Source organism: Amycolatopsis alkalitolerans, assembly GCF_006152065.1.
Lineage (GTDB): Bacteria > Actinomycetota > Actinomycetes > Mycobacteriales > Pseudonocardiaceae > Amycolatopsis_E > Amycolatopsis_E alkalitolerans.
In genome coordinates, this window is record NZ_VDFW01000005.1 from 132,082 (window position 1) to 156,005 (window position 23,924).

At 70.7% G+C, this 23,924-nt stretch carries 21 protein-coding genes; 10 read left to right on the forward strand and 11 right to left on the reverse strand.

The window, feature by feature from the left end; translation table 11 throughout:
• The first annotated feature begins 19 nt into the window (after positions 1 to 19).
• Positions 20 to 1,072 carry a phosphotransacetylase gene (locus tag FG385_RS08250; RefSeq protein ID WP_139096027.1) on the forward strand — a complete coding sequence of 351 codons (1,053 nt, stop codon included), beginning with the start codon at positions 20 to 22 and terminating at the stop codon, positions 1,070 to 1,072.
• Here the strand turns inward: FG385_RS08250 and FG385_RS08255 are convergent.
• From FG385_RS08255 to FG385_RS08280, 6 genes are all read right to left on the reverse strand, one after another.
• Complete coding sequence (locus tag FG385_RS08255; protein ID WP_139096028.1) at positions 1,002 to 1,895, reverse strand: LLM class flavin-dependent oxidoreductase; 894 nt, start codon at positions 1,893 to 1,895, stop codon at positions 1,002 to 1,004. The two genes, FG385_RS08250 and FG385_RS08255, sit on opposite strands and share 71 nt — an antisense overlap.
• Before the next feature lie 4 nt (positions 1,896 to 1,899).
• Complete coding sequence (locus FG385_RS08260) at positions 1,900 to 3,195, reverse strand: glycosyltransferase 87 family protein (RefSeq protein WP_235022446.1); 1,296 nt, start codon at positions 3,193 to 3,195, stop codon at positions 1,900 to 1,902.
• 66 nt (positions 3,196 to 3,261) lie between these two features.
• Positions 3,262 to 4,824 (reverse strand): alpha/beta hydrolase, encoded by a 1,563-nt coding sequence (locus tag FG385_RS08265; RefSeq protein ID WP_139096029.1) that lies wholly within the window; start codon positions 4,822 to 4,824, stop codon positions 3,262 to 3,264.
• Positions 4,825 to 4,987: 163 nt separating this feature from the next.
• A complete protein-coding gene (locus tag FG385_RS08270) occupies positions 4,988 to 6,046 on the reverse strand; it encodes an ATP-dependent DNA ligase (protein ID WP_139096030.1) in 1,059 nt (352 codons plus the stop codon).
• A 14-nt stretch (positions 6,047 to 6,060) separates the two neighbouring features.
• Positions 6,061 to 6,585, reverse strand: a complete 525-nt coding sequence (locus tag FG385_RS08275; protein ID WP_139096031.1) for a GNAT family N-acetyltransferase — start codon at positions 6,583 to 6,585, stop codon at positions 6,061 to 6,063.
• A 9-nt stretch (positions 6,586 to 6,594) separates the two neighbouring features.
• Entirely contained in the window at positions 6,595 to 7,338 is a 744-nt protein-coding gene (locus FG385_RS08280) for a pyrimidine reductase family protein (RefSeq protein ID WP_139096032.1), read from the reverse strand.
• 41 nt (positions 7,339 to 7,379) lie between these two features.
• Here FG385_RS08280 and zapE point away from each other — a divergent pair, with 41 nt between their 5' ends.
• Positions 7,380 to 8,396: a cell division protein ZapE gene (zapE, locus tag FG385_RS08285; RefSeq protein WP_139096033.1), complete on the forward strand. Its 1,017-nt coding sequence runs from the start codon at positions 7,380 to 7,382 to the stop codon at positions 8,394 to 8,396.
• On the opposite strand, the gene FG385_RS08290 is transcribed toward zapE, so the two are convergent.
• Together FG385_RS08290 and rocD are read right to left on the reverse strand one after the other, a co-directional pair.
• Positions 8,293 to 8,874, reverse strand: coding sequence for a phosphatase PAP2 family protein (locus FG385_RS08290; protein WP_160148745.1), 582 nt, complete (start codon positions 8,872 to 8,874; stop codon positions 8,293 to 8,295). The genes zapE and FG385_RS08290 overlap by 104 nt on opposite strands.
• 172 nt (positions 8,875 to 9,046) lie before the next feature.
• Positions 9,047 to 10,249 carry an ornithine--oxo-acid transaminase gene (gene rocD, locus FG385_RS08295; RefSeq protein WP_139096035.1) on the reverse strand — a complete coding sequence of 401 codons (1,203 nt, stop codon included), beginning with the start codon at positions 10,247 to 10,249 and terminating at the stop codon, positions 9,047 to 9,049.
• 128 nt (positions 10,250 to 10,377) lie between these two features.
• Between rocD and FG385_RS08300 the strand changes: the two genes are divergently transcribed.
• The 6 genes from FG385_RS08300 to FG385_RS08325 all read left to right on the forward strand — a co-directional run bounded on the left by FG385_RS08300 (position 10,378) and on the right by FG385_RS08325 (position 19,329).
• Positions 10,378 to 12,447, forward strand: coding sequence for a S9 family peptidase (locus tag FG385_RS08300; protein WP_139096036.1), 2,070 nt, complete (start codon positions 10,378 to 10,380; stop codon positions 12,445 to 12,447).
• Entirely contained in the window at positions 12,444 to 13,394 is a 951-nt protein-coding gene (locus FG385_RS08305; protein WP_139096037.1) for an LLM class F420-dependent oxidoreductase, read from the forward strand. Before FG385_RS08300 ends, FG385_RS08305 begins: the two co-directional genes overlap by 4 nt.
• A 355-nt stretch (positions 13,395 to 13,749) precedes the next feature.
• Positions 13,750 to 15,129 (forward strand): pyridoxal phosphate-dependent decarboxylase family protein, encoded by a 1,380-nt coding sequence (locus tag FG385_RS08310; RefSeq protein ID WP_139096038.1) that lies wholly within the window; start codon positions 13,750 to 13,752, stop codon positions 15,127 to 15,129.
• A complete protein-coding gene (locus FG385_RS08315; RefSeq protein ID WP_139096039.1) occupies positions 15,126 to 16,406 on the forward strand; it encodes a lysine N(6)-hydroxylase/L-ornithine N(5)-oxygenase family protein in 1,281 nt (426 codons plus the stop codon). The genes FG385_RS08310 and FG385_RS08315 overlap by 4 nt, the downstream gene beginning before the upstream one ends.
• Positions 16,403 to 18,139, forward strand: a complete 1,737-nt coding sequence (locus tag FG385_RS08320; protein WP_139096040.1) for an IucA/IucC family protein — start codon at positions 16,403 to 16,405, stop codon at positions 18,137 to 18,139. The genes FG385_RS08315 and FG385_RS08320 overlap by 4 nt, the downstream gene beginning before the upstream one ends.
• Positions 18,136 to 19,329: a glutamine synthetase gene (locus tag FG385_RS08325; RefSeq protein ID WP_235022447.1), complete on the forward strand. Its 1,194-nt coding sequence runs from the start codon at positions 18,136 to 18,138 to the stop codon at positions 19,327 to 19,329. Before FG385_RS08320 ends, FG385_RS08325 begins: the two co-directional genes overlap by 4 nt.
• 37 nt (positions 19,330 to 19,366) lie before the next feature.
• On the opposite strand, the gene FG385_RS08330 is transcribed toward FG385_RS08325, so the two are convergent.
• On the reverse strand, positions 19,367 to 19,807 hold the full coding sequence (locus FG385_RS08330; RefSeq protein ID WP_139096041.1) for a MarR family winged helix-turn-helix transcriptional regulator: 441 nt from the start codon (positions 19,805 to 19,807) through the stop codon (positions 19,367 to 19,369).
• A 78-nt stretch (positions 19,808 to 19,885) separates the two neighbouring features.
• On the opposite strand from FG385_RS08330, the gene FG385_RS08335 reads away from it, so the two are divergent.
• Positions 19,886 to 20,722: an SDR family oxidoreductase gene (locus tag FG385_RS08335; protein ID WP_139096042.1), complete on the forward strand. Its 837-nt coding sequence runs from the start codon at positions 19,886 to 19,888 to the stop codon at positions 20,720 to 20,722.
• On the opposite strand, the gene FG385_RS08340 is transcribed toward FG385_RS08335, so the two are convergent.
• Together FG385_RS08340 and FG385_RS08345 are read right to left on the reverse strand one after the other, a co-directional pair.
• Positions 20,715 to 21,947: a glycosyltransferase family 87 protein gene (locus FG385_RS08340; RefSeq protein ID WP_139096043.1), complete on the reverse strand. Its 1,233-nt coding sequence runs from the start codon at positions 21,945 to 21,947 to the stop codon at positions 20,715 to 20,717. The genes FG385_RS08335 and FG385_RS08340 overlap by 8 nt on opposite strands.
• 120 nt (positions 21,948 to 22,067) lie before the next feature.
• Positions 22,068 to 22,493 (reverse strand): MerR family transcriptional regulator, encoded by a 426-nt coding sequence (locus FG385_RS08345; RefSeq protein WP_139096044.1) that lies wholly within the window; start codon positions 22,491 to 22,493, stop codon positions 22,068 to 22,070.
• A gap of 24 nt (positions 22,494 to 22,517) precedes the next feature.
• Between FG385_RS08345 and FG385_RS08350 the strand changes: the two genes are divergently transcribed.
• A complete protein-coding gene (locus tag FG385_RS08350) occupies positions 22,518 to 23,915 on the forward strand; it encodes an MFS transporter (RefSeq protein ID WP_139096045.1) in 1,398 nt (465 codons plus the stop codon).
• Positions 23,916 to 23,924 lie beyond the last annotated feature (9 nt).

Consider the following 23,924-nt stretch of genomic DNA (forward strand, 5'->3'; position numbering starts at 1 on the left):
TGGAATCGAATACCACATGATGGAAACTGGTGAAGATGCCGGGGTGGATTCCCCGGATCTGCTCGGGCTCTGGCGCGACCGCCTGACGGGTGCGCCGCAAACGGTTCTGCTCGCCGACGGCGAGGACCCCCGCGCGATCGAGGCGGCGCTCGATCTGCGCGCCGCCGGGCTCGTGCGCCCTCGCCTGCTCGGCCGGCGCGAGCGCGTTCAGGCGGTCGCACCCGTGCCGGGGGAGATGGTCGTCGAGCCGGGACGGCTGTCCGCCGAACCGGCCGTCCGCCGCGCCCTCGACGCGGCGTCCGCCGGCGACGAGGAGGATCCGCTCTGGCTCGCGGCCGCCGCCCTGCGCGCCGGGATCGTCGACGGCTGTGTCGCGGGGGCCGCCCGCGCGACGGCGGACGTGCTGCGGGCCGGGATCAAGGTGATCGGCCCGGCGCCGGGCGTGCACCAGATCAGCAGCGTGTTCCTGATGATGCTCGCGGACGGCCGGGTGCTCGCGTTCGCCGACTGCGCCGTCGTGCCGGAACCGGACGCCCGGCAACTGGCGGATATCGCGGTCGCGGCGGCGCACAGCTACCGCTCGCTGACCGGTCGCGAGCCCGCGGTCGCCATGCTGTCCTTCAGCACCCAGGGCAGCGCCCGGCACCGCAGTGTGGACAAGGTCCGGACCACGACCGCGCTGGTTCGCGACCGGTTGCCCGGCGTTCCGGTCGACGGCGAGCTGCAACTGGACGCCGCGCTGGTGGCGGCGGTGGCGCGGACGAAGGCGCCCGGTTCGGCCGTCGCGGGTCAGGCGAACGTTCTCGTGTTCCCCAATCTCGACGCCGGCAACATCGGTTACAAGATCGCCGAACGGCTGGGCGGCGCGGTCGCGCTCGGGCCGATCCTGCAGGGGCTGAACGCGCCGCTCAACGACCTGTCGCGGGGTTGCAGCAGCCGTGACATCGAGGTGATGGCGATGATCAGTGCCGTGCAGGCGCTCGACGGCCGGGCGGGGCGCGTCAGGACAGCTGAGGCAGCACCTCGGCCGCAAGCCGTTCCATCTGCTCCGCCTGGTCCCCGACGGTCGTGAACAGGATCAGTTCCGCACCCGCGTCGGCGACCTCCTGAACACCGCGCACGCATTCGGCCGGGGTACCGGCCACCGAGACGGCTTCCAGCCCGCGCGTGCCGTAGATCGCTTCGAGGCCGTCGGCGATCTGCTTGCGGGCCCGGTCGCCGTTGTCGTCCACCGCGAGGTAGATCCGCTTCGCGATGGGGAAGCCGGCGCGCTCGGCGCGGACGATCCGCACCTGCTCGGCGAACTTCTCCGTGGTGGTCGAACCCGCGCCGAAGAACCCGTCGCCGAGCCGCACCGCGCGCTTGAGCGCGTTCGGATGGCTGCCACCGAACCACACCGGCGGCCCCGGCTTCTGGAACGGCCCCGGACTGATCGCCGCGCCGGTCAGCTGCCAGAACCGCCCGTCGAGGGTCGTCTCCCGCTGTGTCCACAGTGCACGCATCACCGACAGGCCCTCGGTGAACCGGGCGACCAGCGCGTCGCCCTCGTGCCCGAAGGCGGCGTACGGGCGCCGCCCGCCGACGCCGAGCCCGACCTCGAGCCGGCCGCGGCTGAGCTGGTCCAGCGTGGCCAGGCTCTTCGCCAGCTGGACCGGAATGTGCTGCGGGAACACGAAAACCGCGCAACCGAGCCGCAGACGCTCGGTGTACGCGGCCGCGTAGGTCATCGTCTCGATCGGGCTGAGCGTGGGAAGACCGCCGAGGGTCAGGGTCTGTTCCTGGGTCCAGGCGCTGTGGAAGCCGAGCGCCTCGGCACGCTGGACGTAGCTGCGGAAGGCCGCGGGGTCGAATTCACCGTCGGCGCTGTTCTGCGGAAGGGCGATGGCGTAGCGCATGGGTTCAAGCTAGCGGGGAATCCGCGGGCGGGCTCGGCTCGTGCGAACGGCTCTCCGTGAGCTTCTTCAACCGCAGCGCCACCACCGCGAACACCGCGACGGTCAGCCAGATGTAGGCGTTGTGGTACACGACGCCCAGATGCCCCCAGGACGGGAACGTCAGCACCGTGCTCTCGGTCGAGCCGAGCAGCGTGAGCACCCCGCCGGAGGTGACGAAGAACGTCAGCGCCAGCGCGAACCAGGTGCCGACGGCCCACCGCCGCCGTGCCGCGTCGAGCAGCCAGATCAGCAGCGCGCCCCACCACACCCAGTGGTGCACCCAGCTGTAGGGCGAGACGAGCGTCGTGGCCAGGCCGCACAGCGTCACGGCGAGGAGTTCCTGCCGGCCGGAGGAAAGCCGCCGCGCCAGGTACAGGCAGGCGAGCGCGAGCAGCGCGGCGGCGGCGAACCAGACGAGCGTCCAGCCGCTGTCGAGACCGACGCTGCGCGCGAACATCCCGCGCAGCGACTCGTTCGACGGGTTCTCCGGCACACCGACGCGGGTAGGGTCGGCGAAGGCGCCGGACCAGAAGGTCTTCGAATCGTGCGGCATGATCAGGAAACCGAGCGCGACCGTGCCCGCCAGCGAACCCGCGGACACCGCGGCCGCCCGGTACCGCCTGGTGACCAGGAAGTACACCAGGAACAGCGCGGGCGTCAGCTTGATCCCGGCGGCGATCCCGGTGAGCACCCCCTTGCCGCGGAACGAGTCGGGCAGGGTCATGTCGATCAGGACGATCGTCATCAGCAGGATGTTGACCTGCCCGAACGCCATCGTCTCGCGGACCGGCTCGCACCACAGCAGCAGCGCGGCGACCGGCAGGCTGAAGATCACCAGCTTGACGTCGCGCCGGAAGTTCAGCAGGGCCAGCGCGGCCCACACCCCGGCCACGAGGATGACGAAGTCACCGACGCCGCCGACGTACTTGAACACGTCACCGTCGAGCTTCGCCAGCGGCACGAACAGCAGCGCGGCGAACGGCGTGTAGACGAACTCCCACACCCCGCGCGTATGGCCGAGCAGCGGTGTGTCGTAGATCGACGTGCCGTCGAGCACGCGTTCCCCGGCGATCTTGTACACGCCCAGGTCCAGCAGGTGCATCATCGAGCCGATATCGGCCAGCAGCTGCCTGAGGTACCAGCCGCCCGCCACGATCCCGAGCGCAAGCACGGTCCAGAACACGGGCGCGGGGATGGCTCGTCTCTCCGATGCCGAGGGCAGCGGCGCGGCAGCCGGGGCCTCGACGGCGGATGACGACACGGTTACCCCCAGTGTGGGACTTGACCAACGGCGACTGCCAAGCGTAACGGCCCCCGGCCGGGTCCCCTAAGCGGGGCAGAGGGTGCCGTCGGCCGGCACTTTCCCGTCGGCGAGGAACGCCCGCACCGCTTCGCCGACGCAGTGCGACGACAGCGCCCCGTGCCCGGTGCCCTGCCACGAGATCTGCGCCGCGCTCGTCATCTGCTCCGCGGCCCGCGTGGTGCCGGTCCCGGGCGTGACCGGATCGGTCTTCGTGCTGACCACCAGGATGGGCGGCACACCGGGGAACCCGAGCGACGGCACCGTGTCCATGGGGCCCGGCCACGGCAGGCACCACAGGAGCCGTTGCGTGATCAGGCCGCCGAACAGCGGGGACTGCTTGCGCAGCGTGTCGGTCAGCGTGCTGATCTGGTTGGCGGGCAGGCGGGTCGTGGTGTCGTTGCATTCGGTGGCCAGCGCCCCGTCGAGGCGTGACGGCGCGAGCTCCGAGCTGTTGAGCAGCGGCGCGGCGAACGCGGCGAGCTGGGTCGGGTTCCCGGCGCGGGCGGCCTGGATCGCGTCGGCGAGTTCCGGCCAGCGGGCGCGCTCCGCGAGACCGGCCACGACGGCGTTGAGCGCGACGCCCGGCGTGAACGTGACGCCACTGGGCAGCTTCGGCGGGGACGCCCGCAACTGGTCGAGCAGGCTCGACACGGCGCCGGCCGCGTCGCTTCCGAGCGCGCAGCCGCGGGCCACGCAGTCGGCGGCGAACGCGGCGAGCGTGTTCTGCTGGGCCGTGGCGAGGTCACCGAGCACGGTCGTCTGGTCGGAGGACGGGTCCGGGATGCCGTCGAGCACGAACCGGCCGACCCGGCTGGGGAAGCGGTTGGCGTACGCGGTGAGCACGTCGGAGGCTTCGCCGCGGGCGATCGCGTTGAGTTTCGGTACGCCCAGCTCGTCGCGAACCTGGTCGAGGTCGCCCGCGGTGCGCCAGCTGTCCAGCGCCTGCCGGGCCGAGCCGAGCTCGATGGCGCATTGCTGCCCGGCGTCGCGTGCCGCGTCGAGCACGGTCTCGAGATCGCCGCCGGCCGGGTCCTGGCTCAGCAGCGCGCCACGGACGTCGTCCTGGATGCAGCCGATCGGATCGGAGCCACCCGTGCCGCGGCGGTCCATGCCGATGAGCGAGAACCGTTGCAGCAGCGCGGGCGGCAGCATCGCGGCGAGATGCGCGGCGTAGAGGGTGCCGCTCTCGCCCTCGATGTCGTTGAGCACCACCAGCGGGATCGGTCCGTCGCCGGCCTTGAGCAGCGCGACGTGCGTCTGGACGCGACCGGGCAGATCGGGCGCGTCGAGTACGGACCGCACGTCCGCGCAGCTGAACTTGAGCGTGCCGGGGACCGGCGGCGGGTCGAGCTGGGCACGGGTCTGCTGGTCGCAGTCGGTCCAGTCGATCGACGGTGAGCGCGGTTCGGTCAGCGGGGGCAGGGGCACGGTGCTGGGGGCGCTCACCGCGCTCGGGGCGGACGGCTCGTCGTTCTCCACCACCGCCGGGCGCTGCGAGGGCCCCGCCGTACAGCCGGCGGCCATGGCCGGCACCAGCACGGCGAGCAACAGCAAGGAATGCCGGCGGAGCAAGACGGTTCCCCTCATGTCGGTCCACGTTCCGTCCCGACCTTCGCACGCACCGGGTGAGCGGCCGGTAAGCGGGTCAGGGAAGCCGGACCTCTCCCTTGGCTGTGCCGTTGTTACCAAGCCGATCGGCAGTCACGGCGTTCAGCCGGACGCAGGCGGGCCGGCGGTTGGTCGGGTTGGCCTACTTTGGTCGCCTTGGTAAGAGCGCGTCCAGGTCGTAGCGGGCGGGTTCCTCCAGCTGCGCGTAACCGCATGACGCGGGCTCACGGTCCGGGCGCCACCGCACGAACTGGGCGGTATGCCGGAAACGCGCGGGATGCCCACCCTCGGTGTGCTCGTAGCCGACCTCGACGACCCGCTCGGGCCGCAGCGGCACCCACGGTTGTTCCGTGCTGCGCCAGCGCGTGATGCCGCCAGGCAGCCGCTGCCCGTCGACGACCGCGTCACCAAGCCATGGGTGCGCACCTTCGGTGATCAGCTCGGCCAGTTCCGTCGCCAGCTCGCGTCGCCGCGCGGCCTGGAACGAGCCGACGACCCCGACGTGGTGCAGGATCCCGTTGCCGTCGTAGAGGCCGAGCAGGAACGAGCCGACCGCTTCGCCCGGGGTGGAGTCGGCATGCCAGCGCAGGCCCGCGACCACACAGTCGGCGGTGCGGGCGTGCTTGTACTTGGCCATGATCCGCTTGCCCGGCTGGTACGGGGCGGCCAGTGGTTTGCCGATGACCCCGTCGAGCCCGGCGCCTTCGAACAGGGTGAACCATTCGCGGGCCGTCGCTGCGTCGCGCGTCGCCGGGGTGAGGTTGACGCCGGTCACCTGTTCCAGCCGCTCGCGGCGCGCGCTCGTCGGCTCGTCCACTACGGACTCGGCGCCGAGGGCGAGCAGATCGAACGCGACGAACGTGGCGGGCGATTGCCCGGCGAGCAGCGTTATGCGGCTCTTGGCGGGGTGGATCCGTTCGGTGAGCGCGTCGAAGTCGAGACGTCCGCCGCGGGCGACGACGAGCTCACCGTCGAGCACGGCCTGCTCGGGCAGCGCGGCGGCCAGTTCGGCAAGGACCTCCGGGAAGTAGCGGTTGAGCGGCTTGCCCGCGCGCGATTGCAGCGTCAAGTCGTCTCCGTCCCGGAAGACCAGGCAGCGGAACCCGTCCCATTTCGGCTCGAACAGCATGTCGGCCGCGTCGGGGATGGTCTTCGCGGCGCGCGCCAGCATCGGCTGGATCGGCGGGCTCAGCGGCAGCATGGGTCCATCCTGCCTCAGCGCGGCAGTGGGAGCGTGCGTTCGTAGAAGACGACGTGCCCGTCCACCGGGTCGTGGTAGTCGTCTCCGAACGAGAAGCCGAGCGCCTGGACCAGCCCGATCGACGCGGCGTTGTGGTGCGCGATCGTCGCGTACACGGTCGAGGCTTCGCCGGTCGAGTACGCCCAGTCGGTGAGCGCCCGGATCGCTTCGGTGGCGATGCCCCGCCTGCGGAAACCGGCCAGCACCTCATACCCGAGTTCGACCACGGCGAGCTCGTCCGGCGGGTTGTGGAAGCCGACTTCGCCGACCATCGCCCCGGCCTCGCGCAGCAGGATCCCGCGTGAAAGCCACGGCTGGGGGGACGGCTCGTCGCGCAGCGACTTCAGGTTCTCCGCCGCCGGGATGATGTCCGCCCATTCCGGGCTCACCGCGGCACCAAGCCGCGACGACAACGCGTCGAGTTCGCCTTCCGCGATGAGCCGCAGGTGCTCTCCGGTCAGCTCCACCAGATCCAGGCGCGCGGACCGGATGGCGGGCATATCCCAAGACTATTCGTGCTTGCGGTAGCGGAACATGGTGAAGCCGTTCTCGAGCAGGATCGACGCGAGCTGGAGGCGCCGCGCCTGACCGGTGCGGCCTTCGGCGATCCGGCCGGCACCCGGCCCGGTGAGCACCGGGGCGACCGTCAGGCACAGCTGGTCCACCAGATCCTCGGCGATGAGCTCGCCGAACAGGTGCGGCCCGCCCTCGCAGTCGATCCGGCGCAGACCGCGGGCGGCCAGTTCCTTGAGCGCGGCGGTCAGATCGACCTTCTCCTCGCCGGCGACGAGAAGGTCGGCTCCGGCTTCGGCGAGCACGGCGCGCCGCTCCTCGGGGGCGCTTTCGGTGGTGATGACGATCGGCGGCACCCGGGTGTCGGTGAGCAGGGGCGAGGCCGGGTCGATGCGGGCGCTGCCGCTGACCACCGCGATCGGCGGCAGGGGCGCGAGCCCGAGCGCCTTTCGTCGTGCCTGTCGTTCCGGGTTGGTGCGCGCGCCGCGGTAGTTCTCCGCACGCGCGGTGCCGGCGCCGACGAGCACGACGTCGGCGAGGTCGCGGCCGAGCAGGAAGATGCGCTTGTCCGCCGGATTGGACAGGCCGTCGGAGAGCCCTTCGAGGGTGGCGGCGCCGTCGGCCGAGCACACGAAGTTGACCTGCACCCACGGGCGGTCGAGATCCTCGGGGAAGCCGTAGATCCGCGCGAGGTCGTCGTCGGTGACGTCGTCGAGTGGGGTCGGCCACAGCATGCGCATGCCGCGGATCGTACTGAGCCGTCCCGGATAACCTCGGCTTCATGCACCTGACCGACCGCCGCCCGGAGATCGGGCCGGACGAGCTGATCTCCTCGCTCGTCCCGCCGCCGCGGTTCGACGCCGTCCGGTTCGACACGTACGTGCCCGATCCGGACGAGCTCTCGCAGGCGCAGGCGGTCGGGTCCTGCTCGGCGTTCGCGGCGCGGATTTCGGCGCCGGCGAAGAAGTCGCGGTTCCGCCTGTTCGGCACTGGCGAGCCCGCCGGGAAGCCGGGGCTGTATCTCGACGGCGGGTTCGGCGTCGGCAAGACGCACCTGCTCGCCTCGACCTGGCACGAGGCGCCGTCGCCCAAGGCGTACGGCACGTTCGTCGAGCTGACGCACCTGGTCGGCGCGCTCGGGTTCACCGAGGCGGTGCGGCGGCTTTCGGCGCACCGGTTGCTCGCGATCGACGAGTTCGAGCTCGACGACCCGGGCGACACGATGCTGGTCAACCGGCTGCTGCGGGAGCTGACCGACGCCGGGGTGTATGTCGCGGCGACCTCGAACACGTTGCCGGACAAACTCGGCGAAGGCCGGTTCGCCGCGGACGACTTCCTGCGAGAGATCCAGTCGCTGTCCGCGCGGTTCTCGGTGACGCGCGTGGACGGCCCGGACTACCGGCACCGCGGGCTGCCCGAGCCGCCTCAGCCGATGGCTGACTCGGATCTTCTCGCGTCGGCCGCGTCGCGCGAGGGCTCCTCGCTGGACGACTTCGATGCCCTGTGCTCGCATCTCGCGAGCCTGCATCCGTCGAAGTACGGCCGGCTGGTGGACGGGGTGCCGCTGGTGCATCTGCGCGGGGTGCACGCGGCGCCCGATCAGAACGTCGCGCTGCGGCTGGTGGCCTTCGCGGACCGGCTCTACGACCGGGCGATTCCCGTGCTCTCGTCGGGCCAGCCGCTTTCGGCGGTGTTCACCGAGGAGATGCTGCAGGGGGGCTACCGGAAGAAGTATCTGCGGGCGGTGAGCCGGCTGACGGCGCTCGCGCGAGACGCGTCGTCGCCAGCGACAGCGTGAGCACGGCGGCGACCGCGAAGCACGCGCCGCCGACGACGTCGACGGGGTAGTGGTAGCCGGCCTCGACGAGCCCGATGCCCGCGGCCGTGGTGATCGCCGCCGCGGCCGCGATCGCCACGATTTGGTGCCGCGCCAGGAGGACCAGCACGGTGAGGGTTGCGACGAGGCTCACGGTGTGGCCGCTGGGGTAGGCGAGGTAGCCGCTGAGGTGGTGATCGAACAGCGGCTTGAGCACCCAGGAGTTGAGCACGACGGGCACGACCGTCCCGGCGGCGCAGAGCACGGCCCCCGCCCGGCGGCGCTTGACCAGGCAGAACGCGGTGGCGAGCGCGATGACCGGGATGAGCACGTACGGCTCGGTCGGCAGCAGCAGGACTTCGGGGCTCCCGTGGCCAAGCCCGCGCCGGAGGAAGCCGGGCGCCCACACCCCCAGCACGACGGTGACCAGCACCCCACCCGCCGCGATCCCCGCCCTCACACCCCCGACCCTAAGCCGTACCCCAGCCCCGTCCCCCACACCACCCACCCCCGCGGGTCCGGCTTCCACCGCCGGTGAGTCCGGCTTTCGCTGCGGGTGAGTCGGAATTCGCCGCGGGTGAGTTGGGCTTCCGCGGCCCGCGAGTGACCCTCGCCGCCCGCGAGTCCCGCGCTCAGCGCTTGACCACCTCCGCGATGGCATCGATCCCGCGGTCCAGATCCTCCTCACTGATCACCAGCGGCGGCGCGATACGCAGGGTATTGCCGTGCGTTTCCTTGCACAGCACGCCTTTCCCGGCGAGCGCCTCTGACGCCTCCCGGCCCGAGAGGCCGCCGGGCGTGATGTCGACGCCCGCCCACAGGCCGCGGCCGCGGACCTCGGCCAGCCCGTGCCCGATCAGCTCCGCCAACCGCGTGTGCAGGTGCGCGCCCAGCCTGGTCGAGCGCTGCTGGAACTCGCCCGTCGCCAGCAACTCGATCACCGCGCGCCCGACCGCGCACGCCAGCGGGTTGCCGCCGAAGGTCGACCCGTGCTCGCCCGGCTTCAGCACACCCAGCACGTCTCGCCGCCCGACCACCGCCGACAGCGGCACGATCCCGCCGCCCAGCGCCTTACCCAGGGTGTACAGGTCGGCGCGAACGTGCTCGTGGTCGAGCGCCAGCAGCGTGCCGGTGCGCGCCAGCCCCGACTGGATCTCGTCGGCGATCAGCAGCACGCCGTGCTCGTCGCACAGCCGCCGCGCTTCCGCGAGGTAGCCGTCCGGCGGTACGATCACCCCGGCCTCGCCCTGTACCGGTTCCAGCAGGACCGCCGCCGTCCGGTCGGTGATCGCGTCGCGCAGCGCGACCGCGTCCCCGTACTTCACCACGACGAACCCCGGGGTGAACGGCCCGAAGTGCGTACGCGCGGTCTCATCGGTCGAGAACGAGATGATCGTCGTGGTGCGGCCGTGGAAGTTGGATCCGGCGACGATGATCTCGGCCGTGCCGTCCGGGATGCCCTTCACCTCGTACGCCCACTTGCGCGCGACCTTCAACGCCGACTCGACGGCCTCCGCGCCCGAGTTCATCGGCAGCACCATCTCGGTCCCGGTGAGCCGGGTCAGCTCCGCGCAGAACAAGCCCAGCTGGTCGTGGTGGAACGCGCGCGAGGTCAGCGTCACCCGGTCCAGCTGCCGGATCGCCGCCTCGACCAGCGCCGGATGGCGGTGCCCGAAGTTCAGTGCCGAGTACGCCGACAGGAAGTCCAGGTAACGCCTGCCCTCGATGTCGGTGACCCAGGCACCCTCACCCTCGGCGATGACCACCGGCAGCGGGTGGTAGTTGTGCGTGCTCCAGCGTTCGTCGAGCGCGATGAACTCTGCGGTGGTCGTCATATCCACAGATTAGGGCCGGAGACCGCACTGATCAGGACGGCTTCGTTGCGTACTTCCTGCTCTGGACAGTCGATCGTTGCGTACGGGTTGGCTCGCCAACATACCGGGCGGTCTGACAGAGTGCGGACGTGACCGACGAGCTCTCCTTCCTCCGTAAGCAGGCCCGCACACAGCGCTTCACCCTCGGCACGCCCCGCGAGTTCCGGGTGGCGCCCGACGGCTCCCGGCTGCTGTTCCTGCGATCGGAGTCGGGGGTGGACCGCCGCAACAGCCTGTGGGAACTGGATCTGAGCTCCGGCACCGAGACGAAGATCGTCGACGCCGTCGAGTTGCTGCCCGGCGAAGAGAACCTGCCGCCCGAGGAGCGGGCGCGCCGTGAACGGACCCGGGAGCGCGCGGGCGGCGTGGTCGGCTACGCGACCGACGCCGAGCTGCGTATCGCGGCTTTTTCCTTGTCCGGCAAGCTCTACACGGTCGATCTCGCCACCAAGGAGGTCGCCGAACTGGTCGAGGGCTCCGTCGTCGACCCGCGACCCAACCCGGCCGGCACGCATGTCGCCTACGTCCGTGACCGGCGGCTGCGCGTGATCGAACTGGCGACCGGGCAGGACCGGCCGCTGGTCGACGAAGAGGGCGAGGACATCGCGTGGGGGCTCGCGGAGTTCATCGCGGGCGAGGAGATGGGGCGCACCCGCGGTTTCTGGTGGTCGCCGGACGGCACGAGCCTGCTCGTCGAGCGCAGCGACCGGGCGGGTGTCCCGCGCTGGACCATCGCGGACCCGGCGAACCCCGGCGACTCTGTCAACACGGTCGCGTACCCGGCCGCCGGCGAGCAGAACGTCGGAGTGTCGCTGGCAATCCTCGGTCTCGACGGCGCGCGCGTGGACGTGGAGAGCGGCGACTGGGAGTACCTGGCCGCGGTGCACTGGTCGGCCGGCGGGCCGCCGGTGCTCGCCGTGCAGAGCCGTGACCAGCGGACGTTCGAGATCCACTCGGTGGATCCGGCCACCGGCGCCACGAAACTGCTGCACAGCGAAACCGATCCGCGGTGGGTCGAGCTGGTGCCCGGCGCACCCGCGTGGACGAGCGACGGGCGTCTCGTGCGTGTCAGCGCCGCGGATGGGAGCTACCGGTTGCTCATCGACGGGGTGCCGGTGACGGGGCCGGAGTTGCAGGTGCGCTCGGTGCTCGACGTCGGTGACGAGGTCCTTTTCAGCGCCTCCGGCGCGGATCCGACACAGATCCACGTCTACCGCACCGGCCCCGGTGGGGTCACGCGTCTGTCTGCTTCGGACGGTGTTCATGTCGGTGCCGGCACGGCGGAGGTGGCGGTGCTGTCGTCGTGGAGCCTGGCGCACAGCGGGCCGAAGGTCTCGGTGCTGCGTGACGGCTCGGTGCTGGAAATCCGGTCGTATCCCGAGGATCCGGGGATCGAACCGCGGCCGATCTGGCTCACCGTCGGCGAGCGTGGGCTGCGGGCGGCGTTGCTGCTGCCGAGCGGGTACGAACCGGGCACGAGCCTGCCGGTCTTGCTCGACCCCTACGGCGGGCCACATGCCCAGCGAGTGATCCAGAGCCGCAACTCGTTCCTGACCTCGCAGTGGTTCGCCGACCAGGGTTTCGCGGTGCTCGTCACCGACGGCCGCGGCACGCCGGGGCGTGGGCCCGCGTGGGAGCGGGAGGTCTCGCGCGAACTGGCGAGTGTCACCTTGACCGACCAGGTGGACGCGCTGCACGCGGTCGCCGCCGAACATCCCGAGCTCGACCTGTCGCGGGTGGCGATCCGCGGCTGGTCCTACGGCGGGTACCTGTCCGCGCTGGCTGTGCTGCGGCGGCCGGACGTGATCCGGGCGGCGGTCGCGGGCGCTCCGGTCACCGATTGGACGCTGTACGACACCCACTACACCGAGCGCTATCTGGGCACACCGCAGGACGATCCGGCGGCCTACGAGCGGAATTCGCTGCTCGCCGACGCGGCGAACCTGGAGCGGTCGCTGCTGATCGTGCACGGCCTCGCGGACGACAACGTGTTCGTCGCGCATTCGCTGCGGCTGTCGTCGGCGCTGCTCGCGGCCGGGCGGGCGCATACGTTCCTGCCGCTGGTCGGGACGACGCATATGACCCCGCAGGATGAGGATCTCGCGGAGAACCTCATGAGGATGCAGGCGGAGTGGTTGCGGAAGGAGTTGGACGCGTGAAGCGGTGGGGTATCACGATCCCGCTGGGCGAGGTACCGCTGACGGCGCACCGGGAGCTGATCGAGCGGCTGCCCGATCTCGGTTACACCGACGCGTGGACCGCGGAAACGGCCGGCACGGACGCGTTCTCGCCGCTGGTACTCGCGTCGCAGTGGGCGCCGCAACTGCGGCTGGGCACGGCGATCGTGCCGGTTTACACCCGCGGTCCGGGCCTGCTCGCGATGAGTGCGGCGACGCTCGCAGAGCTCGCGCCGGAACGGTTCGTCCTGGGGATCGGGGCTTCGTCGCCGGTGATCGTATCGAACTGGAACGCGGCGGAGTTCACCGAGCCGTACCGCCGGAACCGGGACACGCTGCGGTTTCTGCGCTCGGCGCTGGCGGGGGAGAAGGTCACGCAGGAGTATTCGACGTTCTCCGTGAACCGCTTCAAGCTGGAGCGCGTGCCGCCGGTACCGCCGTCGATCATGCTCGCGGCGCTGCGGCCGGGGATGCTGAGGCTGGCCGCGAAGGAGGCGGACGGCGCGATCACGAACTGGCTCGCCCCGTCGGATGTACCGAAGGTGCGCGGCGAGATCGGGCCGGACGTGGAGCTGGTGGCGCGGATCTTCGTGGCGCCGACCGAGGATGTGGACGCGGCGCGGGCGCTCGGGCGGATGCTGATCAGCAGCTATCTGACCGTGCCGGTGTACGCGGCCTTCCACGAGTGGCTCGGCCGGGGCGACGCCCTGGCCGAGATGAACGAGCTGTGGGCGGCAGGCGACCGCAAGGGCGCGAACGCCGCGATCCCCGACGAGGTGGTGGACGAGCTGATCGTGCACGGCAGCCCGGCCGAATGCCGCGAACGCCTGGAGTCCTATGTGGAGAACGGGCTGACCACCCCGGTGATCTCGGTCCTCCCCACCGGCGGCGACCCCCTGGACCACGCCACGTCCCTCGCCCCCCGGTAGCCCGCCGCTCCGCGCCGGCGTGTTGGCTGCCCGCGCCGGCGTGTTGGCCGCTCGGGTCGGCGTGTTGGCCGCGTGTGCGGGTGTGTTGGCCGCTCGGGTCGGCGTGTTGGCCGCTCGGTCGGTGTTGGCTGCGTGTGCGGGTGTGTTGGTTCTTGCCCGGCCCCGTCGCAGCGGGCCAGCTCACTGCCGTCGCGGGCCAACACGCCCGCGTGGCGGACCAACACGGCGGGCGCACGCCACTCGATCGGAGCCGTTCACGACGGCACTTTTGTGGGAAAGTGCGCCGGAGGTGGTGCGAGCGGAGCCGCGGTATCCGTATGGTTGCTTAGCGTAGGCTTACCTAAGGGAGTGATCAATGGGCGACTCGACGGCGCTGGCCGGTGGGCGGCAGGGGCACGAGCGGCTCGCGGAGCTGATTCCGTTGGTGCTACAAGGGTTGGCCGCGGGCACCGCCGAGCGCGCGGCGCCGGGACCGGCCGGTGGCCCCGCCCCGGTCGCGGCAAGCGTGGCCGCACTCGAACCCCTCGTCCCGGCGCGCGGCGTCGGCGCCGAGAAAGCGCTTTCAGAGCTGACCGCACTGCTGGCCGCCGGCTCGGTCGACCCCGCCGATCCGTGGTGTGCCGCCCACCTGCACTGCCCGCCGCTGGCCGTCGGGGTCGCGGCGGACGTGGCGGCCGGCGCCCTCAACCCGTCGATGGATTCCTGGGACCAGGCCCCGGTCGCGAGCGAACTGGAACGCGCCTTCCTCGCCGCGATCGCCCGCCAGTGCTACCCCGGCGCGTCCGAGCCCGACGCCGTCGTCACCACCGGCGGCACCGAGTCGAACCTGCTCGCCCTCCTGCTGGCCCGCGAGCATCAACGCCAACCGGTCTGCGGTCGCAACGCCCATCACAGCGTTGCCCGTGCGGCGTGGGTGCTCGGACTGCGCACGCCGTTGCTCGTCGAGTGCGATGGCGAGCGCATGATCCCGGCGTCCCTCGACGCGGTACTGCGCGAAACCGGACCGGCGGTGGTGGTCGCGACCGCCGGTACCACCAACGCCGGCGAAATCGATCCACTCCGCGAGCTCGCGCGGATCTGTCGCCGACACGGTGCACGGTTGCATGTGGACGCAGCGTACGGCGGTTTGGCCTTGTGCAGCGAAACACTGCGCCCGCTGCTCGACGGGATCGACCAGGCCGACACGATCGCGCTCGACATGCACAAGTTCGGCTGGCAGTCCGTCGCCGCCGGTCTGTTCGCTGTCAGGGAAGCCGCGGACCTGAAAGCGCTTACCGTCCGCGCCGAGTATCTCAACGCGGATGACGACACCGAAGCGGGACTGCCGGACCTGCTCGGCCGTTCGATCCGCACTTCGCGCCGCCCCGACGCATTCCGGATGGCGGTGACCATGCGGGCCCTGGGCATCGACGGCGTGGGCGAACTGGTGGAACGCTGCTGCGCCACCGCGCGTGAGGTCGCTGACGCCGTCCGGCGGCACCCGGCCTTGGAGCTGTGGGGTGAGCCCACACTGTCCACTGTGCTCTTCCGGCCGCGGTTCGGCGACGTTGCGCGAGTCCGGCGTGCGCTCCTGGAGACCGGCACGGCGATCGTCGGGCGCGCGACGATGGCCCCAGGTGAGGTGTGGCTCAAGCTGACGCTGCTGCACCCGCACGCCAGCGCGGCAGACTACCTGGGCTTGCTGGACGCGGTCGCCGCCCGCGCACAGGCACCCGAAGGTGCGGTCGCGTCATGAGGCTGGATCTCGCGGGAGCCGGGATCGGCCCGTTCAACCTGTCGCTCGCCGCGCTCGCCGAACCAGTGGCGGAGCTGAACGTCGCAATGTTCGAGCGTCGCAAGGAGTTCCGCTGGCATTCCGGCCTGCTCATCGAGGGCGCGACGATCCAGGTGCCCTTCCTCGCCGATCTCGTCACCCTCGCCGACCCCACCAGTCGATTGTCCTTTTTGAACTATCTCCGGGAGCATGGCCGGCTCTTTCCGTTCTACTTCGCCGAAAAGTTCCATCTCGAACGCACCGAGTACGACGACTACTGCCGCTGGGTCGCCGAACGACTGCCAGGTTGCCATTTCGGGGTCGAGATCACCGGGATCGAGTGGCGAGAAAGCGCTTTCTGCCTGTCCACGAGCGAAGGCGCACCGGTCGTCGCCCGCAACGTCGTGCTCGGCATTGGCACGTCGCCCTGGGTGCCAAAACCCTTGCGCCCCTTGATATCCGATCCGGAGCTCCCGGTCGTGCACTCCGCGGACTACCTTGCCGAGCGGGAACGGCTGCTCACCGTGCCGAGCGTGACGGTCGTCGGCTCGGGGCAGTCGGGTGCGGAGGTCTTTCTCGATCTGCTGCGGCACCGCGACCACCCAAGCGGGCTGCGGTGGGTCGCGCGTACGTCCTCGTTCACCCCGATGGAGTACTCGAAGCTTGGGCTGGAACAGTTCACGCCGGACTACACATCGTTCTTTCACGGCCTCGATGAGTCCATACGCGACAGTCTGATTCCCGCGCAATGGCAGCTGTACAAGGGGATCGACAGTGGCACGATCGCGGAGATCCACGAAGATCTGTACCGGAAGAGCATCGGCGGAACCTGGCCCGACGTCACCATGACGCCCGGGGTCGAGGTGGTCTCGGCAAGCGCCGAGAACGGCCGCATCGCGCTCGGCCTGCATCACCGCCAGCAGGGCACGAGCGCCGTTTGGCGCACCGATGCCGTCGTTTCCGCCACCGGCTACACCGAGACCTCCCTCGAAGGGCTGCTCGGCCCGCTCGCCGACAGGCTGGTCACCGACGGGCAGGGGCGTCCGGTCGTTGAGCGGGATTACCGGCTGCGGCTCGACGGCGTGGCCGGGGCGATCTATGTGCAGAACGCCGAACGGCACACGCACGGGGTGGGCGCGCCGGACCTCGGGCTCGCGGCCTGGCGGGCGGCGTCGATCATCAACTCGGTCTGTGGTCGCGAGGTCTACCGCCTGCCCTCCCGCACCGCGTTCACCAGGTTCGGACTGGAGGAATCATGAACGAGCGTTCGTGGCGGCAGGCCGGCTCTTTCATCGTGCACAAGATGCTCGGCGAACTCTCCTACGAGGGGTTGTTCGAACCCGAGCCGGTCGAGGGCGGCTGGCGCCTGCGCCTGCCCGGCGACGTCACCTACGAATTCGAGGCGCGTCGGGGCGCGTTCGACTCATGGACCGTTGTCACAGGAACGGCTACACGGCAAGGCGTTCCCGCCGATGATCCGCGGATGCTCGTCGTGGATGCGCGGACCGTCCTCGGACTTTCGGGCCTGCGGCTGGCGGACGTGCTGTCGGAGCTCACCGCGACCGTCGCGAACGAGGCTGCGCGCCTCGCGCACGCGCCGAGCGCCGCCGAACTGTCCATGATGGACTACAACCTTGCCGATGGACGGCTGACCGGGCATCCGCGCATCGTCGTCAACAAGGGCCGGGTCGGTTTCTCGATGCGGGACAGGCAGAAGTACGCGCCCGAATCGGGCAAGCCGTTCCGGCTGCGCTGGTTCGGCGTGCATCGCGAGTACGCCCAGTACCGGTCCATCGCGGACCTGGACGAGCAGACCTTGCTGCGGCAGGAGCTCGACCCCGATCAGGTGGCGGAGTTCCAGGCGAAGGCGGATCCGGCGGAGTATGTCTTCGTTCCGGTGCATCCGTGGCAGGCCGACGAGATCGTCGGCACCCTCTATGCCGGGGAACTCGCGACGGGCGCGTTGATCGACCTCGGTGAAGGCCGCGACGAGTACAGTCCACATCAGACGGTGCGAACGCTGGCGAACATGAGCACGCCAAACCGGCGAGACGTGAAGACGGCTGTCTCGGTTCGCAACACGCTCGTCTACCGTGGTCTGGACTCGGCGGCAACGCTTGCCGGGCCCGCGGTCACCGCCTGGCTGAAGCGGATCAATGCCGCGGATCCCTTGCTGTCGGGAGAATATCGGTTCGAACTGCTCGGCGAGGTGGCGAGCGTGTCCGTGCGGCATCCGCTGTTCGGCGCGCTCGAAGAACTCCCGTACCGGTTCCACGAAACGCTGGGCGCGTTGTGGCGAGAACCCTTGACGCAGCGGCTGGCCGAGGGTGAGCAAGCGCTTTCCTTCGCCGCGCTGCCCTATCGCGATCTCCAGGGCCAAACCGTGATCACCGGGCTCATCCAGCGCAGCGGCCTCGGCACCGAAGGGTGGTGTGCACGGATTTTCGACCTCCTGCTTACTCCGTTGCTGCAATGGTTGCTGCGCTACGGAGTCGGATTCTGCCCGCACGGCCAGAACCTGGTCCTCATCGTCGATCGAACCGGTCGCCCTGTGCGCGTCGCGATCAAGGATTTCGCGCAGGGCGTGGATCTGCTCGACGAAGACCTCGAATGCTACGGCCTGCTCGATCCGGACGCGGAAATGCTGCGCTGGCCGGCGCACCTGCTCGCCCAGTCGCTGTTCAGTTCGGTGTTTTCGGGGCAGTTCCGGTTCTGGGCCGAGATCATCTCCGATGATCTGGCGTTCCCCCGCGCTCGCTTCTGGGCCCTGGTGCGCGACGTCGTCGGCGGGTACCGCAAGGACAATCCCGATGTGGCCGCCCGCTTCGACGCGTGCCGCCTGTTCGCGCCGGACGTCGAGCGCGTCACGCTGAACCGCGAACACCTGGCGGGCGGCGGGTTCGACAAGGTCGAGCGCGACGACGAGTTCGACGTTCGCTGGGGGCGGGTGCCGAATCCGTTGCATGCTCCCGATCCGGACGGTGCGTGGTGAAAGCGCTTCCAGCGGACGTTTCGCGCGTGCTGTTGCTGGTGCCGGACCCGCACGCGCGGTTCGCGGCAGTCGAACTGTCACGCGAGTTCGTCGAGGACGAGGTGCGAGGCGCAGATTACGGCTTGTGCACGTACGTTTTCGCCTGGGATCCCGAGCGAGAGCCTGTCTCGTCGTTGTCACGCTATCTCGGCGGTTACGGGGACTTACGAATGCGGCCGGATTTCGCGAGCGTGACGCCGATCGAGAACGGGGTGTACGCGGTCGTCTGCGATGTCGAATGGCCGAGCGGTGAACCTGTCCGCGTCGCACCCCGGCAGGTGCTGGCCGACGAGCTGGATGCCTTGGGGAAGCTGGGTTTCACCCCGTCGATCGGGATCGAGCACGAGGTCACGTTCCTCGACCCGGACGGCGAGCCGCTGACTGGACACGGCGTCGACTACGCGGTCGGCGGCACCGAGCGCTTGCGGCCGCTGTTGCGGGATCTGCGAACGAAGCTGGCTCCCCTCGGCGTCGAATCCGCGCGAGGGGAGTGCCACCCCGGGCAGTACGAGATCGTGCTGCGCCACCGCGAAGCCGTCGCGGCCTGCGACGATGCCATGCTGCAGCAGTTGATCGTGCGTGCCGCGGCAGCCGAACACGGTGTGACCGCGAACTATCTCGCCGCGCCGCGGACCGGTCAGGGCAATTCGTGTCATGTGCACCTGTCACTGTCGCCGCCCGCGCCGGAGGCGTTTCTGGCCGGGGTACTGGCCGAGGCGCGGGCGCTCACGGCGATCTGGGCTCCGACCTGGAACAGCTACGTGCGGCTGCGCACCGGACCGTTCTCGCCGCGCTCGATCCGCTGGGGCACCGACGACCGGACGTCAGCGGTGCGGATCGCGGGGCGCGGGGCCGGGAGGCGGCTGGAGTTCCGGTTCGCGGGCGCGGACGCGCAGGTGCACCTCGTGGTGGCGGCACTGCTCGCGGCCGGCAGGGCCGGGATCGAGGCGGGACTGACGCCGCCGCTGGAAGGCGAGGAAGTGGGCACGCTGTGCCTCACGCCCTGGGAGGCGCTCGCCGCGTTGCGCGAAAGCAGGGTGTTGAGCGCGGAGTTGGTGGAGCATCAGTCGGCGCTGCTGCGAGCCGAGATCGACGCGGGCTGCGACGCGGTCACGGACTGGCAGCGGCGGCGCGGGGCGCTGCGGGCCTGAATGTAGATCTCGGGGGGCGGGCTGGGGCGGAGTGGGGTTAGGGAGGGGTGACGGGGTGGCCCAGTAGGGCGGTGGCGGTGTGGTGGATCTTCGCGAGCGCGCGGAGGAGATGGGTGCGCTCGGCGTCGGTGAGGCCCGCGGTCAGCTTCTCGTCCAGCGCGCGCCGGTCCGCCTCGACCGGTCGCTGCAGGGCACGTCCGGCGTCGGTGAGCCAGAGCCGGACTAGGCGGCTGTCCCGATCGTCACGACGGCGCGTCAGCAGCCCCGCCGCGGCCATCCGGGTCGCCATCTTGACGACGGTGGGCGTCGTGACGCTCACCGCCGCGGCGATCTCGCCGGGGGTGCGGCCGTCCTCCTCCCACAGCGCCGCGAGCAGGTGGTTCTGACCCAGGTGCAGGCCGTGCCGCCGCAGGTCCGCGTCCGCGAGCGCGCGGACCACCTTCGACGTGGCGCCGTGCAGGTCGAGGAACTCGGTCACGGTGACCTCCCGGCAATCGATTGACGGCTAATCATTAACCGGCTAACGTTAGTCGGCAAATGAACCCGAGGGGTTGCGATGATACTGGTCACAGGAGCCACCGGGCATATCGGCCGTGCGCTCGTCGGCGAACTGGACGAGCGGGGCGTGAAGTTCCGTTCGCTCGTTCGCGATCCCGCGGCCGCCTTGCCCGGCAGCGTCGTCGTGGGCGACCTGGGCGAGCCCGCGACGCTCTTGCCCGCGTTCGACGGCGTGGACCGGCTGTTCCTGCTGACGCAGGGCATCGGTCTCGAGTTCGCCACCAACGCCGTCGCCGCCGCGAAGGACGCCGGAGTGCGGCAGATCGTCTTCCTGTCCTCGGCGCACGTCGTGTTCGACCCGATGCCCGCGATGGCGCGGTGGCACCACGAACGCGAGGAGCTCATCCGGGCGTCCGGGATCCCGGCGACGTTCCTGCGCCCCGGCGGCTTCATGACCAACGCCCTCGACTGGCTGCCCACGATCCGCGAAAGCGGTTTCGTCCTCGATCCGGCCGGCCCGGGCCGGTTCGCGCCCATCGATCCGGCCGATATCGCGGCGGTGGCCGCACTCGTCCTCACCGAGCGCGGCCATGACGGCGAGGCGTACGTGCTCACCGGTGAGGAAACGTTCACCGTCGCCGAGCAGGTCCGTGTCCTCGCCGCGGCGATCGGGCGCGATCTCGAGGTCCGGGAGGTGGCCACTCCCGAAGAGGCCGTCCGGTCGCGCTTCCCCGCCGGGGCGCCCAGGGCCCTCGCCGACGCGATCGTCGAGGGGTTCCGGCTCATGCGGGCCGACACCGAGGGCTTCCGGACCGACACCGTCGAGCGGCTGCTCGGCCGCAAGCCCCGGACGTTCGCGGACTGGTGCGCGCGCAACGCCGGCGCGTTCAGCTGACCCTGGCCGGTTCCTTCACCGGCAGCGACGGCAGCGGCTCCGGCTTGGGCCGGCGCAGGCGCGGGATCGCGAACGCGAGCAGCAGACCTATCCCGACCAGGGGATACGTCGCCGCGGACAGCTGCTGGGGCCAGTTCCAGTGCATGTGAACGACGGGGAAGTCCGTATCCGGCAGGTGGTGGAACGGGGCGAGGTAGAACAGCGTCGCGGTCAGCACGGCCCACGCGAACCACGCCGCCGCGAGCCAGGACCGGTCATACGCGCGCCGCGCGCCGTAGGCGAGCACGACCAGCAGGGCCGGCGCGACCCACACGTAGTAGTGCGACCACGAGGTCGGCGAGACCAGCAGGGCCAGCCCGGCGTTCGCCATCAGCGCGAGCGCCGGTTCGGCCCGGCGCATGGCCAGTGCGACCAGCGCGACCAGTGCCGCGATCACGACGATCCACACCGCCTTCTCCGGCACGCCGGACAGTCCGGTGCGCACCAGCGCGGCCTCGATGGTCTGGTTCGTCTTGAACGCGGTGCCGCTGACCCCGCCGCCGGACAGGCCGCCGGAAAACCAGTACTGGACCGACGCGCGGAGGTCGGTGACGAACCCGACGACCGCGGCCACGGCGAACGTGATGCCCGCCCGTGCGGCGGACCGGTAGTCCTTGCGGATCAGGAAGAACAGGATGAACGCGGCGGGGGTGAGCTTGAGCGCGGCGGCCAGTCCGATGCCGAACCCGCGCGGCCACAGCGTCTTCCCGGCCAGGCAGTCGATCGCCACGAGCGCCATCATCACCAGGCTGACCTGGCCGAACTGGTAGGTCTGGCTGACCGGTTCGAGGAACACCGTCAGCGGCAGGGCGAGCGAAGTCACCACGATGCCGCCGCTGCGCCCGAGCGGCGGCCAGGCGACGCGCGAGACCAGGTACAGCGTCAACGCGAGGCAGATCGTGCTCAGGACGTACAGCGTGACGACCGCGGCGTCCCACGGCAGCAGGACCAGCGGGCTGAGGATGAGCACCGCGAACGGCGGGTACACGAACGGCAGTTCGGCGCCGTTCGCGACCGGCGGGAGCGCGCCGTAGAGGCTGTGGCCGTCCCACCAGGCCTGGACGCCGTAGCGGTAGACCTCCAAGTCGATCTGCGGCCGTGTCGGCATGGCCGTGAACATCCCGCGAAACGCGAAGAACAGCCAGACCGCGCACAGCACAGGGATGACCCAGAGGTGTTTACGCATCGCCGGACACTTTAGGTGGTGGTGTCCGCGGCGCGGCGGTCGGTGCCAGCGCGGCGGCGCCGGATGCGCACGAGCTGTGGGCACCGCGAGCAGCAAGGAGCGGCGGACCAAGCCACCCCGTCAGGCCCGGGGGGCCCACAGCCGGTCGGCGTCACCCGCGACGAGGCGGCCACGGTAGACGTCGATCTTGTGGTCGATCAGCTCGAGATTCTCCTGGAGTTCGGCGAGCTTCGCGAGCACGTCGGCGCGGTGGGCCTCCATCAGGGCGAGCCGTTCCTTCTCGTTGCCCCGCCCCGCCGCGACGAGTTCGGCGTAGTGCCGGATGGTCCTGATCGGCATCCCGGTGGCCCGCAGCCTGGTGCAGACCGTGATCCAGTCGAGGTCGAGCTTGTGATAGCGCCGCCGCCCGCCCGAAGTGCGGCCGACCGGGCTCACGACCAGGCCGGCACGCTCGTAATAGCGCAGGGTGTGCACGCTGACGCCGGTGCGGTCCGCGGCCTCGGCGATGCTCAAGCCCGCGTCGGGTACTGGTTTGACTTCGAGCACACTCTAAATCCTAACGTCGTTCCCGTGAACGCCTCAACGCCCGCCCGCCGCCACCTGGTGCTCGCGATCTGCGCCGCCAGCATGGTCCTGGTGATCATGGACATCTCCATCGTCAACGTCGCGCTGCCGGCGATCCGCCGCGATCTGCACGCCCCGGTTTCCGGTCTACAATGGACAATCGACGCGTATACCCTGGTGCTGGCCGGTTTCCTGGTTCTCGCGGGGTCCACCGCGGACCGGTTCGGCCGCCGTCGCGTGTTCCTGACCGGTCTGTCCGTCTTCGGGCTCGGCTCGCTGCTGTGCGCGCTGGCACCGGGCATCGGCTGGCTGATCGCGGCGCGGGCAGTGCAGGCCGTGGGCGGCACGATGCTGAACCCCGTGGCGCTGGCCATCGTCGTCAACACGTTCGCCGAACCGTCGGAGCGGGCCAGGGCGATCGGCGTCTTCGGCTCGGTGTCCGGGCTTTCGCTGGCGCTGGGGCCGATCCTGGGCGGCGCGCTCGTGGACGGGTTCGGCTGGCACGCCGTGTTCTGGGTCAACGTGCCGGTCGCGGCGCTGGCGATCGTGGGTACCGCGCTGTTCGTGCCCGAATCGCGCGCCGGCCGGGCACGAAGGTTCGACCCGGCCGGGCAGCTGCTGACGATCCTCGCGCTCGGCGGTCTCATCTACGCGATCATCGAATCCCGTTCGCTGGGCTGGACCTCGCCGGTCATCCTCGGCTGTCTCGGCGTCGCGGTAGTCGCCGTGCTCGCACTCGCCCGGTACGAACCGCGCCGCGCCGACCCGTTGCTGGAGCTGCGCCTGTTCCGGAGCGTGCCGTTCAGTTCGGCCATCCTGATGGCGCTGTTCGCCCTGTGCGGGTTCGGCGCCTTCCTGTTCGTGACGACCCAGTACCTGCAGGACGTGCGCGGGATGCCGGCGCTCGCCACCGGGCTGAGCCTGCTCCCGGTCGGGGGCCTGGTCCTCGTGCTTTCGCCGGTCGCCGGCCGATGGGTAGGCACGCGCGGCCCCCGGCTGCCACTGGTGGTGTCCGGCGCCGCGCTGGCATTGGGCGGGGCCGCGCAGCTCTGGCTCGGACCGGCGACCCCGCTGCCGGCCGTGCTCGCGACGTACCTGCTGTTCGGTGTCTTCTTGGGCGCCGTCAACCCGCCGATCACCAACGCCGCGGTCGCCGGAATGCCCCGGTCGATGGCCGGGGTCGCCGGTTCGCTGGCCTCCACCGGCCGCCAGACCGGTACCACGCTGGGCGTCGCGCTCGCCGGGACGATCGGGGGCGACAGCGTGTGGTGGCTGATCTGCGGGCTGGGCGCCGGTGTGCTGATCCTGGCGGTGCTCAGCACGGGACGCCGGGCGCTGGGCACCGCGGCGCGGGCGGCGGCGCTGTTCGAGGACGTCGAACGCGACCCTGCCGCGATTCGTTAGCGTGGGCCC

Bases quoted from the DNA above. Each gene is read 5' to 3' on its own strand.
- rocD (WP_139096035.1), bottom strand. From the start codon at position 10,249: ATGACGACCACCGCAGAGTTCATCGCGCTCGACGAACGCTGGAGCACG.
- FG385_RS08280 (WP_139096032.1), bottom strand. From the start codon at position 7,338: ATGCGCATGCTGTGGCCGACCCCACTCGACGACGTCACCGACGACGAC.
- FG385_RS08250 (WP_139096027.1), top strand. From the start codon at position 20: ATGGAAACTGGTGAAGATGCCGGGGTGGATTCCCCGGATCTGCTCGGG.
- FG385_RS08265 (WP_139096029.1), bottom strand. From the start codon at position 4,824: ATGAGGGGAACCGTCTTGCTCCGCCGGCATTCCTTGCTGTTGCTCGCC.
- FG385_RS08275 (WP_139096031.1), bottom strand. From the start codon at position 6,585: ATGCCCGCCATCCGGTCCGCGCGCCTGGATCTGGTGGAGCTGACCGGA.
- FG385_RS08315 (WP_139096039.1), top strand. From the start codon at position 15,126: ATGAGGCTGGATCTCGCGGGAGCCGGGATCGGCCCGTTCAACCTGTCG.
- FG385_RS08320 (WP_139096040.1), top strand. From the start codon at position 16,403: ATGAACGAGCGTTCGTGGCGGCAGGCCGGCTCTTTCATCGTGCACAAG.
- FG385_RS08335 (WP_139096042.1), top strand. From the start codon at position 19,886: ATGATACTGGTCACAGGAGCCACCGGGCATATCGGCCGTGCGCTCGTC.
- zapE (WP_139096033.1), top strand. From the start codon at position 7,380: ATGCACCTGACCGACCGCCGCCCGGAGATCGGGCCGGACGAGCTGATC.
- FG385_RS08255 (WP_139096028.1), bottom strand. From the start codon at position 1,895: ATGCGCTACGCCATCGCCCTTCCGCAGAACAGCGCCGACGGTGAATTC.
- FG385_RS08270 (WP_139096030.1), bottom strand. From the start codon at position 6,046: ATGCTGCCGCTGAGCCCGCCGATCCAGCCGATGCTGGCGCGCGCCGCG.
- FG385_RS08310 (WP_139096038.1), top strand. From the start codon at position 13,750: ATGGGCGACTCGACGGCGCTGGCCGGTGGGCGGCAGGGGCACGAGCGG.
- FG385_RS08340 (WP_139096043.1), bottom strand. From the start codon at position 21,947: ATGCGTAAACACCTCTGGGTCATCCCTGTGCTGTGCGCGGTCTGGCTG.